Source organism: Nocardioides sp. dk884 (genome assembly GCF_009557055.1).
Classification (GTDB): Bacteria; Actinomycetota; Actinomycetes; order Propionibacteriales; family Nocardioidaceae; genus Nocardioides.
Genome location: NZ_CP045649.1, coordinates 967,501 through 980,413, shown reverse-complemented (window position 1 = coordinate 980,413; position 12,913 = coordinate 967,501). Strand labels below are relative to the sequence as shown.

Annotated in this window: 10 protein-coding genes and 3 rRNA genes (1 of these 13 cut by a window edge); 2 read left to right on the top strand and 11 right to left on the bottom strand. The window is 68.8% G+C overall.

Features of this window, described 5'->3' with window-relative positions; genetic code table 11:
- Positions 1-4: 4 nt before the first annotated feature.
- Positions 5-712: a TetR/AcrR family transcriptional regulator gene (locus GFH29_RS04775; RefSeq protein WP_153322278.1), complete on the top strand. Its 708-nt coding sequence runs from the start codon at positions 5-7 to the stop codon at positions 710-712.
- A gap of 30 nt (positions 713-742) precedes the next feature.
- Here GFH29_RS04775 and GFH29_RS04770 read toward each other — a convergent pair whose 3' ends face one another.
- The 4 genes from GFH29_RS04770 to GFH29_RS04755 all read right to left on the bottom strand — a co-directional run bounded on the left by GFH29_RS04770 (position 743) and on the right by GFH29_RS04755 (position 4,588).
- Positions 743-1,741 carry a DUF3048 domain-containing protein gene (locus GFH29_RS04770; protein ID WP_194289037.1) on the bottom strand — a complete coding sequence of 333 codons (999 nt, stop codon included), beginning with the start codon at positions 1,739-1,741 and terminating at the stop codon, positions 743-745.
- 177 nt (positions 1,742-1,918) lie between these two features.
- The gene (locus GFH29_RS04765; RefSeq protein ID WP_153322276.1) at positions 1,919-2,686 is read right to left on the bottom strand and encodes an SDR family NAD(P)-dependent oxidoreductase; all 768 of its coding nucleotides are present in this window, start codon (positions 2,684-2,686) and stop codon (positions 1,919-1,921) included.
- A 43-nt stretch (positions 2,687-2,729) separates the two neighbouring features.
- On the bottom strand, positions 2,730-3,167 hold the full coding sequence (locus GFH29_RS04760) for an HIT family protein (protein WP_153322275.1): 438 nt from the start codon (positions 3,165-3,167) through the stop codon (positions 2,730-2,732).
- Complete coding sequence (locus GFH29_RS04755) at positions 3,164-4,588, bottom strand: M15 family metallopeptidase (protein WP_153322274.1); 1,425 nt, start codon at positions 4,586-4,588, stop codon at positions 3,164-3,166. Before GFH29_RS04755 ends, GFH29_RS04760 begins: the two co-directional genes overlap by 4 nt.
- A gap of 143 nt (positions 4,589-4,731) precedes the next feature.
- On the opposite strand from GFH29_RS04755, the gene GFH29_RS04750 reads away from it, so the two are divergent.
- Positions 4,732-6,042: an MFS transporter gene (locus GFH29_RS04750; protein WP_153322273.1), complete on the top strand. Its 1,311-nt coding sequence runs from the start codon at positions 4,732-4,734 to the stop codon at positions 6,040-6,042.
- Here GFH29_RS04750 and GFH29_RS04745 read toward each other — a convergent pair.
- The 7 genes from GFH29_RS04745 to GFH29_RS04715 all read right to left on the bottom strand — a co-directional run.
- Positions 6,030-6,629, bottom strand: coding sequence for a nucleosidase (locus tag GFH29_RS04745; RefSeq protein WP_228387768.1), 600 nt, complete (start codon positions 6,627-6,629; stop codon positions 6,030-6,032). The genes GFH29_RS04750 and GFH29_RS04745 overlap by 13 nt on opposite strands.
- Positions 6,626-7,396, bottom strand: a complete 771-nt coding sequence (locus tag GFH29_RS04740) for a VOC family protein (RefSeq protein ID WP_153322272.1) — start codon at positions 7,394-7,396, stop codon at positions 6,626-6,628. The genes GFH29_RS04745 and GFH29_RS04740 overlap by 4 nt, the downstream gene beginning before the upstream one ends.
- A 39-nt stretch (positions 7,397-7,435) precedes the next feature.
- Positions 7,436-8,539, bottom strand: coding sequence for a DNA glycosylase AlkZ-like family protein (locus tag GFH29_RS04735; protein WP_153322271.1), 1,104 nt, complete (start codon positions 8,537-8,539; stop codon positions 7,436-7,438).
- Between the two features lie 27 nt (positions 8,540-8,566).
- Positions 8,567-8,950 carry a hypothetical protein gene (locus GFH29_RS04730; RefSeq protein ID WP_153322270.1) on the bottom strand — a complete coding sequence of 128 codons (384 nt, stop codon included), beginning with the start codon at positions 8,948-8,950 and terminating at the stop codon, positions 8,567-8,569.
- Between the two features lie 147 nt (positions 8,951-9,097).
- Positions 9,098-9,214: ribosomal RNA gene (gene rrf / locus GFH29_RS04725) — 5S ribosomal RNA — on the bottom strand.
- A 157-nt stretch (positions 9,215-9,371) separates the two neighbouring features.
- A 23S ribosomal RNA gene (locus tag GFH29_RS04720) occupies positions 9,372-12,490 on the bottom strand.
- 382 nt (positions 12,491-12,872) lie between these two features.
- Positions 12,873-12,913 (bottom strand): 16S ribosomal RNA (locus GFH29_RS04715) (it continues 1,477 nt past the right edge of the window).
- The 16S, 23S and 5S rRNA genes sit together here, the layout of an rRNA operon.

The following is a 12,913-nucleotide window of genomic DNA, read 5'->3' as shown; positions in this document are numbered from 1 at the left end:
CGGGATGCCGAAGTCTCCCGTCGCCAGGCTCGTCCCGAAGGTCCCCGGCGCCTCCGGGGCGAGTCGGCGCCAGCAGTACTCCGCCTCGACCAAGCGGGCGCTGGTCGAGGTCGCGGCGCAGCTGTTCACCGAGCAGGGGTACGCCGCCACCTCGCTGGACGCGATCGTGGCGGGTGCCCGGGTGACCAAGGGGGCGCTCTACCACCACTTCACCGGCAAGCAGGCGCTGTTCGAGGCGGTCTTCGAGGGCGTCGAGACCTCGGCGTCGAAGACGATCCAGAAGGCCCTGCGCGGGCACCGCGACCCGTGGGACAAGGCGCGGGCGGGGCTCGGGGCGTTCCTCGAGGTCGTCCAGGAGCCCGCCTACCGCCGGATCGTGATCCAGGAGGGCCCCGCGGTCCTGGGCTACGAGCGCTACCGCGAGCAGGAGGAACGCTCGACCTTCGCCAACGTGCTGGAGATCGTGCGCTCGGTGGTCGAGGCCGGCACCTGGGAGCTCGACGAGGACATGCTCCAGACCTTCGCGCGGATCTTCTTCGGCGCGATGTCGACCGCCGGTGAGACGGTCAGCACCGACCCCGACCCGGTCGCCGCCGCGCAGCGGGTGGAGACCGCGATCACGTTCATCCTGATGGGCTTCCAGTCCCTCGCGAGCGCGGGCGTGGACCTGCCCACCTCGACCCCGCCGCGTACGCCGACGCCGGAGGCGTGAGCGCCCCGGCCCGCGGCCGGGGCGCCGCTGTCACTTCCCGAAGGTGACGTCTCCGCCGTCCTGCGGGACCAGCTCGAGCCAGGTGTGCCCGGCCGGGACGGTGAGGTCGCCGGCCTGGGTGGACAGGGTGATCGGCGCGTCGAGGCCGTCCTTGGTCCAGGTGCCGCGGACCAGGCGCCCGTCGTGGAAGAGCAGCGCCTCGCCGGTGCCGGTCAGCTTGGTCTCGGGCACCGGGTTGTTCGCCGGGTCGAGGTAGCCGGCGTCGCCGACCTTCACCCGCAGCACCAGCACGGTGTCGGCGCGGAACTCGTCGCCGTCGGCGGCGTAGGAGTTCTCGTTGACGTAGGCGCCCTTCTCGAAGCGCCAGTTGGTGGTGTGCCCGCCGGAGAAGCTGGCCGCGATCGTGCGCGCCGGCTGCCCCTTCGGGAGGTCCTCGGCGCTGCCCCACTCCAGGTAGTCGTCGGGCCGCTCGTCCTCGACCTTGGCCGCCTTGGCGGTGGCGGCGAGGTCGGAGAACAGGTTGTAGGGCTGGGCGCGCGCGTCGTCGCGGCTGATGCCGGGGCTGCCCTCGCCGAAGAACTCGATGCCGGCGTCCTTGATCCGATCGATCGTGACCGGCGCCGCGCCGCTGGTGACCATGACGCCGTCGCTCGGCGCCACGATGCCGATGTCGCTGGCGCGCATGGAGCGCACCGGGCCGGTCTTGTCGGGCAGCTCGGAGTAGAAGAACGCGGCCAGGCGGGTCATCCCGCCCTCGACCAGCTCCTCGACCACGAGGTCGGCGGAGCCCAGGCCGAGCTGGGGGCTGCTCGCGGAGCTGTTGTCGATCTTGACGACCATCACCGGGTGCTCCTGGCTCGCGTCGTCGTCGCCCTCGACCGGCAGGCCGGTGAGCGGCCAGGTCGAGGCGACCTCGGCCTTGGCCTGCTGCTGGTCGCCTCCGGACTCGGGGTCGTCGCCGCCGCCGCAGGCAGTCAGGGCGAGGCTGGAGGCGAGGACGGTGGCAGCCAGGAGGCGGGCACGGCGCACGGGAGGGCTCCGTTCGGGATCGACATCAGGGGAAGGGTGCACCCGTCGGGTGCGGCGAGCGGGTCGGCGTCGCCTCACCCAGTCTGGGGGGATTGACCCCACCTGCAGGGTAGGCGCGCCCGCCCGCCCGCCGACACGCCCCCTCCCCCGGTGCGCGGGGCGGGGGTGGTCCGTACCTCAGCCCAGGGTGGCCCCGCCGTCGACGTACAGCGTCTGGCCGGTGATGTAGGAGGCCTCGTCGCTGCACAGGAACGCCGCAGCCGCCGCGATGTCCTCGGGCTGGCCGACCCGGCGCACCGGGTTGGCCTCGGCGTTGAGCCGGCGGAACTCCTCGAGCTCGATGCCCAGGCGGGCCGCGGTCGCGTCGGTCATCTCGGTGGCGATGAAGCCGGGGGCGATCGCGTTGACGTTGATCCCGAACGGCCCGAGCTCGATGCCCAGGGTGCGGGTGAAGCCCTGCACGCCCATCTTGGCGGCGGAGTAGTTCGCCTGCCCGCGGTTGCCGAGAGCCGAGGTGCTGGAGAGGTTGAGGACCTTGCCGTAGCGCTGGGCGACGAAGTGCTCCTGCGCAGCCTTGGTCATCAAGAACGCACCCTTGAGGTGGACACCGAGGACCAGGTCCCAGTCGTCCTCGCTCATCTTGAACAGCAGGTTGTCGCGGGTGATGCCGGCGTTGTTGACCAGCACGTGGATGCCGCCGAGCTCGGAGACCACCCGGCCTACGGCGGCCGCGACCGAGGCGGAGTCGCTCACGTCGGCGCCGATGCCGATCGCGCGCGCCCCCTCCACCGGCTCCAGCCGGGCGGCGGCGTCACCGGCGGCCTGCTCGTCGAGGTCGATGATCGCGACCGAGGCGCCCTCCTGCGCGAAGCGCGCCGCGGTGCCGAACCCGATGCCGCGAGCGGCGCCGGTGATGACGGCGACGCGTCCCTCGAAACGACCCATGCTGACTCCTTCGTCGTGGCGTGTGCTGGTGACCGCGGTCACTCTAGGCGTCCCCGCCGACTCCGTCGGCGAGCGCCGCGCGCAACCGGGCGGCGTACGACGCGGGCTCGTCGGCATCGGCGTAGCGGGTGCGGGGCCAGAAGAAGCCGCGCAGCCCGTCGCCCTTGGTGCGCGGCACGACGTGCAGGTGCAGGTGCGGCACCGACTGGCTCACGGTGTTGTTGACCGCGACGAAGCTGCCCTGGGCACCGAGGCCGGTGACCACCGCGGCCGCGAGCTGCTGGGCGGCGGCCAGGAAGCCGTCGCGCAGCTCCGCGGGCAGCTCCGGCAGGGTCTCGACGTGCGCGCGGGGCACCAGCAGGACATGGCCCTTGAAGACCGGGCGGCGGTCGAGGAAGGCGAGCAGGTCGTCGGTCTCCAACACCACGTCCGCGGCCGCCTCGCCGGCGACGATGGCGCAGAACGCGCAGCCGCTGCTCACTTGCACAGCAAGCCGCCGCACTGCGGGTGCAGCTCGGCCGGGGTCAGGGCACGGCCCGACGCACCGCCGGGCACGGCGTCGAAGTGATGGGCGTCAGCGGTGCCGTAGGTCCAGCGCAGGCCGTGCCTGGCCATCAGCGCCACGACCTGGTGGCCGCTCGAGCGCCAGGCCACGCGGGGGTGGCTGCGCGCGACCCACCAGGAGTTCGGGGTCCACCCGTGCGAGGCACGGAAGGGGTTCTCCCACGGGTTGACGTCCAGCGACCGCCCGTAGGAGTGCGGGGAGCGGACGCCGGGGCGCCCGACCACGTCGCGGCAGTTGAACGCCGAGGTGTTGCCAGCCACCATCGAGGCGTAGTCGTCGGCGCCACGGAGGCGCGTGGACCAGCCGAAGCGGTCCACCCGATACATCGAGCGCAGCGGCAGCTCGCGGCGGTACATGTCGGCGAGGGCCGCCGACATCCGCGCTACCGCGTCGGCGTTCGCGACCAGCTCGCCGCGGTAGCGGTAGCCGTCGTAGCCCCAGTAGTTGATCCGCAGCAGTCGCAGCCCGCTGCGACCCACCGGGCAGCCCCGGTGCCAGCTGCGCCCCCGCATGCTGCGCCACACGTCGTCGGGGATCGTGCTGACCACGGCGTTCGGCCCGCTGCCGACCGCGCGCTGCTGGCGCGGCAGCGACACGCGCGGCTTCGGCGCCGCGCCGGGCAGGGTCACCGGCGTACCGGGCGGCACGTTGTCGATGCGGCGCACCGTGCTGACCGCACGGGTGGCCCAGTCGACGGCGGGGGCCTTGGCCTTCCACGCGGTGTCGACCCGCGGGCGTACGTCGAAGCGCGCCACGCCCTGCGCGCCGGTGCGCACCCAGCGCACCGCCCGCCAGGAGCCACTGGCGTCGCGGCGCAGCACCTGCACCCGGCCCGCGACCGGGCGACCGGCGGCGCGCCACCGCACCTCGACGCGCACCTGCTTCTCGTCGACCACCCGGGCGGGCGCGCGGACCACCAGGCGGCTGGGGAGCTTGCGCAGCCCGACGGTGAGCGTCGCGCTCGCGGGGCCGTAGGCCTCGTCACCGGCCCAGGTGGCGCGCACGACGTTGTCGGCCGCGCGCCTGCGCAGCCGCACCGGCACCACCGCGTGCCCGGTGTCGTCGGTCACCGCGGTGGTCAGCGGACGCCAGGACCCGCCGACGCGCCGCTCGAGGGCCACGGTGGCGGCGAGCACCGGCGCGGTGCCGGTGCCGAGCGAGACCGTCACGTCACTGACCTCGCCGGCCGCGGCCGCCGGGGCCTCGAGGGTCAGCACGGTGGGCACCGGATCGGCCGCCCGGGCGGCGGGTGCGGTCACGACCACACCGGCCAGGGCACCGGTGAGGCCGATCGTCACGGCGAGCAGGGAGGAGAAGATGCGAGACCCGAGCGGCATGACACCAAGTCTGCCGTGGGTGGCGCCGACGACTACGCCCGGCTGGGGCGGCTCGATATGATCTGGAACCGGTACAGGGTTCCGCGCGTCTTGGTGGTGGGTTCGGCGCGCTGTCCGAACGACCCTGAAGGAACTCCCCACACGTGTCCCCCCTCGCCACCTACCGACGACTCTTCGGCCTGACCGGCTCGCTCTACGTCGCGGTCGCCTTCCTCGGCCGGCTGCCGATGAGCATGAGCCAGATCGGCACGCTGCTCCTGGTCGCCACCGCCACCGACTCCTACGGCACCGGCGGCGCGGCCGCCGGCGCGCTCGCGGTCGCCAACGCCGTCGGCTCCCCGCTCGCCGGCGGGATCGCCGACCGGATCGGCCAGCGCCCGGTGGTGCTGGTGCAGTCGGTCCTCGGCGCCGTCGGCCTGGCCGCACTGGTCCTGCTCACCGACGCCGAGGTCGCCGACGGCGCGCTGGTCGCCGCCGCGGCCGCCGCCGGCTTCTTCATCCCCCAGGTCGGCCCGCTGGCGCGGGTGCGCTGGCGGCCGATCACCTCGCCGACGGGCACGTCCCAGGGCCGGCTGATGTCGGCGGCGTTCTCCTATGAGGGAGCGGCAGACGAGGCGGCGTTCGTCCTGGGCCCGGCGCTCGTCGGTGGCCTGGTGGCGGTGGCCTCCCCCGGCGGGGCGCTGCTCACCGCCTCGGTGATGCTGCTGGTGTTCGGTACCGCGTTCGCCCTGCACCCGACCGCCCGACTCACGGGCCGCGCGGCCACGGGCCTGGTCCAGGCCGGTGGCCGGCTGTTCACGCCGCTGCTCGGCGGTCTGCTGCTCGCCCAGATGTTCGTCGGCGTGCTGTTCGGGTCCGTGCAGACCGGCACCACCGCGCTGACCGACCAGGCCGGGCACCCGGAGGTCGCCGGCCTGGTGCACGCCGTCCTCGGCATCGGCAGCGTGCTGGCCGGCCTGGCCACGGTCGCGCTGCCCGAGCGGTTCGGGCTGGAGCGCCGCGTGCTCGCCTTCGCCGCCGGCCTGGTGGTGCTTTCGACGCCGCTGCTCGGGGTCGACTCGATCGGCGCGCTGGTGGCGGTCGTGCTGCTGCTCGGGTTCGCGGTCGCGCCCTACATGATCAGCGTCTTCACCCTCGGCGAGCGGCTCGTCCCGATGTCCCGCGTCGGGATGGCGATGACCCTGCTCGGCGGCGCCACCGGGGTCGGCTACGCCCTCGGCTCCGGGCTGGCCGGTCGGGCCGCCGACGCCGACGGGTACGGCGCCGCCTTCGTGGTGACGGTGGCGGCCACCGTCGCCGCGGTCCTGCTCGCGCTGCTCGGTCAGCGGCCGGTACGCCGTGCCCTGGACGCCGCGACGGCCGCAGCGGCGGCCACCGCCGCCGCCGACGCGGAAGCCGCCACCGCGGCGGCACACGCGGGCCTGGACACCGACCGGGCGGGTCAGCCCGGCTGAGCTCCGCCGGTGGCGCCGGTCGGGTCCGCGAGGACCTCGGCCAGCGCCGCCGCGAGCACCCGCGCACTCGCGTCGACGACGCTCGGCCAGTCCAGCGCGGAGGCGTCGGCGGCGTCGGAGACGTGCTTGAGCATCAGCACCGGGACCCCGGCCGCGCGGCACGCCCACGCCACGGCGTACCCCTCCATGTCGACGAGGTGCGCCCGGGCGGCGAGCCGGTCGCGCACGCTCGGCTCGCTGACGAAGGCGTCGCCCGTCGCCAGCACCGTCTCGTCGCCGCGGTCGAGCTCGAGGCGATCGTGCGGATCGTGCCCGAGGGCGCGGACTGCGGCTGCAGAGAGGTCGTGGTTGAGCACGATGCTCGGACGGTGCAGCCCGACCAGGCCGGGGCGCAGCGCGCCGGCGGTGCCGAGGTTGACCACCAGGTCCGCCTCGCCGGCGCGCTCGTGCAGCGCACGGGTGGTCGCGACCGCGGCCAGGGTCTTGCCGATGCCGGTGACGACCAGCGGCGTCCCCGCGGGCAGGTACGCCGCCTCCTCGCGGGTGGCGGCCACGACGAGCACCCGCTCGGGGCGCAGCGCGCTCACGGGTGCACCAGCTTGCACCGGGCCAGGAACGCCTCGGGCGACCGGCTCTCGAGCAGCTCGACGAGGAGCCCGTCCGTGGTCGTGCCGTAGCAGACCGCCGCGATGCCCCCGCTGGACTCGGTGACCTCGTGGTGCCAGCCCACGCCGTCGAGGCGCGCGCGCAGTGCGGCGATGCCGGCGACGTCGAGACAGACGTGGTTGACGCCGAGGTCGACCGGCCGCGCGGGTGCCGTGCGAGCGCCTCCGACCACCTCGACCGCGACCGGGCCCGGGACCGCCGGGAGCGGGTGCCGGGCCGGGTCCGCCACCGCCACGCCTACGCCGACGAGGCCGTGCGGGCCGTCGCCGGCCTGCCGCAGGACCACCTCGGTGCCGTCGGGGCAGCGCACGGGCGCGCTCTCGTCGGCGGGCACGGTGCCGGCCCCGAGAGCTCGCAGCCGAGCACGGGTCGCCTCGACGTCGGCCACCGCCCAGGTCAGCGCGGTCACCCCGGGCGCGCCGGCGGGCCGCGCCGCGGGGGCGGGCGCCGAGAACGCGAACAGCTCGAGGAACGCCGCGTCGGTGCGCAGCAGCACCACCTCAGCGGCCGTCCCGGCGGTGGCGAGGGACTCGTCGGCGGGCGTCGTACCGACACCCCAGCCGAAGGCGCCGTGCTCGAGCGCCCCCAGGCCGTCGATCCAGAAGGTGCGGGCCACGGCCAGGTCGGCGACGCTCACGCCGACGTGGTTGAGGGCGACGACGTGGTCGTCGTTGGAGGTCTCGGGCACGCAGGGCAACCTATCGCCCCGCAGCCGAGCAGCCGCTGGTCAGTCCGCGCACTCGACCTCCAGATCCAGCCAGGACGCCAGAGCAGCGATCTCCCGGTCGACGGATGCGCGCGCCGCCGCGCCGAGCTCGACGTCGAGGTGCAGTGCGGCCACCCGCAGCACACCGGCATCCCGGTCGGCGTGCGCGTCGAGCTTGCCGACGAGCCGGTCGCCGTGCAGCACCGGCAGCGCGTAGTAGCCCCACTGCCTGTGAGCCACCGGCTTGTACATCTCCAGCAGGTAGTCGAAGCCGAACACGTCCGCGAGCATCCGGCGGTCCTTGACCAGCCGGTCGAACGGCGAGAGCAGCACCGTGCGCCCCGAGAACGGTTGTCCCAGGCGAGCGGGGTCGACCCGCCAGGCGCCGCGGACCCCCGCGATCACGGCGGGCTCCCCGGCCTCCCTCAGGTCGAGCGGCTCACCCGGGTCCTGCGGCCCCCGCGGCCGCGCGATGCCCACCGAGCGCAACCGACGCTCGGCGCGGAGCCGGCGCGCCTCCGCGAGCGGTGGCACCGGATCGTCGGGGTAGACACGCTCGGCGAGATCCCAGATCCGTTCCCGGCCGCGCCGCCCGGCCACCGCGACCTCACCACGGCGCCCGAGGACCTCCAGCAGCATCCGCAGGTTGCGATCGGCGTTCCACCCGCTCGAGCGCCACGGTCGCACACAGGTGTCCGGGAGGTCGCTGGCCGGCAGCGGTCCGTCGGTGCGCAGCAGGGCGAGCACCTCGCGCCGGCACCCGTCGTTCGCGCGCACCCAGTCGCGGGCGGCTTCCTGCCACTCCCGCAGCGGCTCCTCCCCCGGCCAGATCGCCATCTCGGCGCGGAACAGCGCGATGTCCTCCGGCGGACGCACGAAGCCACTGAGCTCGACGAGTCGCTGCTCGTCGAGCGCGTCACGCAGATCCGCCGGGTCGTACGCCGCGCCGAGCCGGCTCCACAGCACGAGGTCCGCGCTGGGCGCGATCGCGGCGGTCGGCTCCAGCTGCACCTGGGACAGAGCGCGCACCACCTCCTCGAGGTCCGTGGGCCGCGGGCGCGCGGCAAGCTGAGCCGACACCGCGATACGACGCGCGTCGGCGCGGCTCAGCTCATGGACGCCCATCTGAGGGTGTCGACCGCGGGGCGGTGATCAGCGCAGCCGGATCCGGCTGGTGCACGCGGCCGGACCGCCTACCTTCTTCACCCGCAGCTTGAACACGTCAGCCCCGCGCGTGTCGCGGCGTCGCAGGTCGACGTCGATGTCGCCGTCGCGGTCCGCACGGTGCAGCCGGTTGTGGAAGACCCTGCCGTTCTGGCGCAGGGTGACCCGCCAGCGGGCGTTGCGGGTGGTGTCGATGCTGACGTCGACCTCGAAGCGGCGGCCGTCCTTGTCGACCTCGAAGTCGACGTCGGCGCCGGCGCAGCGGAACTCCCGATCTGCCGCGTGCGCGGGCGGCGTGCCGACAATGCTCAGGGGCACCGCGAGCAGGACGCTGGCGCCCAGGGCGGCGGTCGTACGGCGGAGCGTGAACATGGTGACCTCACATCGTCGTGGGACAGGACGCCTCACCGGTGACCCGCGCGCCCTGCACCATGCCACTGCACGTCCGGCGCGCGACGAAATAGCGAAATGCCAGAACGGGTCGCACCCCGTGGGGTGCGACCCGTTCTGTGAATTATTGTCCGGCGGCGTCCTACTCTCCCACAACCTCTCGGTTGCAGTACCATCGGCGCTGAAAGGCTTAACTTCCGGGTTCGGGATGGGACCGGGTGTTTCCCTTTCGCTATGGCCGCCGTAACTCTATCGACTCCACCCATCAACACCCGCCGCAAAAAAGTTGGGGTGTGTATCTGGGGAGCCAAGCCACTATTCACATGTTGTGCATGTGGTGTTGTGTTGGATCGTGGACGCGATCAATTGCGCGGTTGTCTTGATAGTTTCAGTAAAGTGAGTGTAAGACAAGCCCTCGGCCTATTAGTACCGGTCGGCTAGGCATTGCTGCTGTACACCTCCGGCCTATCAACCCAGTGTTCTGCTGGGGGCCTTACCCCGTTAACCGGGTGGGAAACCTCATCTTGAAACGTGCTTCCCGCTTAGATGCATTCAGCGGTTATCACTTCCGAACGTAGCCAACCAGCCGTGCCCCTGGCGGGACAACTGGCACACCAGAGGTTCGTCCATCCCGGTCCTCTCGTACTAGGGACAGCCTTTCTCAAGTTTCCTGCGCGCGCGGCGGATAGGGACCGAACTGTCTCACGACGTTCTAAACCCAGCTCGCGTGCCGCTTTAATGGGCGAACAGCCCAACCCTTGGGACCTGCTCCAGCCCCAGGATGCGACGAGCCGACATCGAGGTGCCAAACCATCCCGTCGATATGGACTCTTGGGGAAGATCAGCCTGTTATCCCCGGGGTACCTTTTATCCGTTGAGCGACGCCGCTTCCACATGCCGACGCCGGATCACTAGTTCCGACTTTCGTCCCTGCTCGACATGTCTGTCTCACAGTCAAGCTCCCTTGTGCACTTACACTCAACACCTGATTGCCAACCAGGCTGAGGGAACCTTTGAGCGCCTCCGTTACATTTTAGGAGGCAACCGCCCCAGTTAAACTACCCATCAGGCACTGTCCCTGATCCGGATTACGGACCTAGGTTAGACATCTAGTACGACCAGAGTGGTATTTCAACGATGACTCCACAACCACTGGCGTGGCCACTTCACAGTCTCCCACCTATCCTACACAAGCCGAACCAAACACCAATACCAAACTATAGTAAAGGTCCCGGGGTCTTTCCGTCCTGCCGCGCGTAACGAGCATCTTTACTCGTAGTGCAATTTCGCCGAGTCCACGGTTGAGACAGCGCCCAAGTCGTTACTCCATTCGTGCAGGTCGGAACTTACCCGACAAGGAATTTCGCTACCTTAGGATGGTTATAGTTACCACCGCCGTTTACTGGGGCTTAAGTTCTCAGCTTCGAACTTGCGTTCTAACCGGTCCCCTTAACCTTCCAGCACCGGGCAGGAGTCAGTCCGTATACATCGTCTTACGACTTAGCACGGACCTGTGTTTTTAGTAAACAGTCGCTTGGGCCTGGTCTCTGCGGCCCTTCACGCTTCCCCAGCAAGTGGGTACACGATCCGGGCCCCCCTTCTCCCGAAGTTACGGGGGCATTTTGCCGAGTTCCTTAACCGTGGTTCGCTCGATCGCCTTGGTATTCTCTACCTGATCACCTGAGTCGGTTTGGGGTACGGGCGGCGCATAGCTCGCTAGAGGTTTTTCTCGACAGCATAGGATCACCGACTTCCCCAATTGGGTCCCCATCACACCTCAGGATCGACATCAAAGTCAGCCACCCGGATTTGCCTAGGCGGCTCCCTACATGCTTGGCCGTACACAACCATCGGTACGGTTCGACTACCTTCCTGCGTCACCCCATCGCTTGACTACTACCAGTTCGGGTCCCACGCTACGCCGCAGCCTCTTCTCCCGAAGGAGTCGATAACTGCGGTTTCAGATGGTTAGCATCACCAGGTTCGTCATGGGCGCTACTTTGCCGGTACGGGAATATCAACCCGTTGTCCATCGACTACGCCTGTCGGCCTCGCCTTAGGTCCCGACTTACCCAGGGCAGATTAGCTTGACCCTGGAACCCTTGATCATTCGGCGCAGGAGTTTCTCACTCCTGATTCGCTACTCATGCCTGCATTCTCACTCGTGTCGCATCCACCACTAGATCACTCTGCGGCTTCACCCGCGACACGACGCTCCCCTACCCATCCACACACCCTTTCGGGCTCTCCACACAAGGTGGGTGCGAATGCCATAGCTTCGGCGGATGACTTGAGCCCCGCTACATTGTCGGCGCGGAATCACTTGACCAGTGAGCTATTACGCACTCTTTCAAGGGTGGCTGCTTCCAAGCCAACCTCCTGGTTGTCACTGCGACTCCACATCCTTTTCCACTTAGTCACCGCTTAGGGGCCTTAGCTGATGGTCTGGGCTGTTTCCCTCTCGACTACGGAGCTTATCCCCCGCAGTCTCACTGCCGCGCTCTCACTTACCGGCATTCGGAGTTTGGCTAACGTCAGTAACCTTGTAGGGCCCATTAGCTATCCAGTGCTCTACCTCCGGCAAGAAACACGCGACGCTGCACCTAAATGCATTTCGGGGAGAACCAGCTATCACGAAGTTTGATTGGCCTTTCACCCCTATCCACAGGTCATCCCCTCAGTTTTCAACCTAAGTGGGTTCGGTCCTCCACGCGGTCTTACCCGCGCTTCAACCTGCCCATGGATAGATCACTTCGCTTCGGGTCTTGAGCGCGCTACTGAAACGCCCTATTCGGACTCGCTTTCGCTACGGCTTCCCCACACGGGTTAACCTCGCAACACACCGCAAACTCGCAGGCTCATTCTTCAAAAGGCACGCCGTCACAAGATACAAGACCTCGCTCCACGGATTGTAGGCACATGGTTTCAGGTACTATTTCACTCCCCGCCAGGGGTACTTTTCACCTTTCCCTCACGGTACTTGTCCGCTATCGGTCATCAAGGAGTATTTAGGCTTAACAGGTGGTCCTGCCAGATTCACACGGAATTTCAGGGGTTCCGTGTTACTTGGGATCCCACTCGACAGCCACAGCCTTACACCTACGGGGCTATCACCCTCTACGGCTCCACTTTCCAATGGAATTCGACTTCAACTGTGGTTTCTTACTGTCTGGATCGCCGGCAGACGACCCTGAATGGTCCCACAACCCCCCATACGCAACCCCTGCCGGGTATCACACGCATGAGGTTTAGCCTGATCCGATTTCGCTCGCCACTACTCTCGGAATCACTATTGTTTTCTCTTCCTACCGGTACTGAGATGTTTCACTTCCCGGCGTTCCCTCCACACACCCTATATATTCAGGTGCAGGTAACTGGACATGACTCCAGCTGGGTTTCCCCATTCGGACACCCCCGGATCACAGCTTGGTTGCCAACTCCCCGGGGCTTATCGCAGGCTCCTACGTCCTTCATCGGCTCTTGATGCCAAGGCATCCACCATGTGCCCTTCATAGCTTGTCTCACAAACACTCAACAAAAACTACAAAGACTTAATTGCAATATGCGCAACACACAACGTGTGTCACACAAGATGCTCGCGTCCACTATCCAGTTCACAAACAACCAACCCACCAACCACCACCACCCCAACTACAGGGCAGCAACCGAAGGAGGCATCGAGCTCACAACCCAAAACTCGGGCTGATCCCTCAAAGCTCAACAGTGTGTCACACGACCATCCCCCACACCCATCCCCACCACGTTCCACACCCCACACCAAAAGCATGAGGCAGTACTAAAGCGAAAGACAGGCACCAGGCACAGCCTTCATCGACGATTCCACTAGTGAACACCACCATGCGCAACCGAACAGGCGCCGGTTGTCGGGGCGTGTGCTCCTTAGAAAGGAGGTGATCCAGCCGCACCTTCCGGTACGGCTACCTT

Bases quoted from the DNA above. Each gene is read 5' to 3' on its own strand.
- GFH29_RS04775 (WP_153322278.1), top strand. From the start codon at position 5: ATGCCGAAGTCTCCCGTCGCCAGGCTCGTCCCGAAGGTCCCCGGCGCC.
- GFH29_RS04765 (WP_153322276.1), bottom strand. From the start codon at position 2,686: ATGGGTCGTTTCGAGGGACGCGTCGCCGTCATCACCGGCGCCGCTCGC.
- GFH29_RS04730 (WP_153322270.1), bottom strand. From the start codon at position 8,950: ATGTTCACGCTCCGCCGTACGACCGCCGCCCTGGGCGCCAGCGTCCTG.
- GFH29_RS04735 (WP_153322271.1), bottom strand. From the start codon at position 8,539: ATGGGCGTCCATGAGCTGAGCCGCGCCGACGCGCGTCGTATCGCGGTG.
- GFH29_RS04755 (WP_153322274.1), bottom strand. From the start codon at position 4,588: ATGCCGCTCGGGTCTCGCATCTTCTCCTCCCTGCTCGCCGTGACGATC.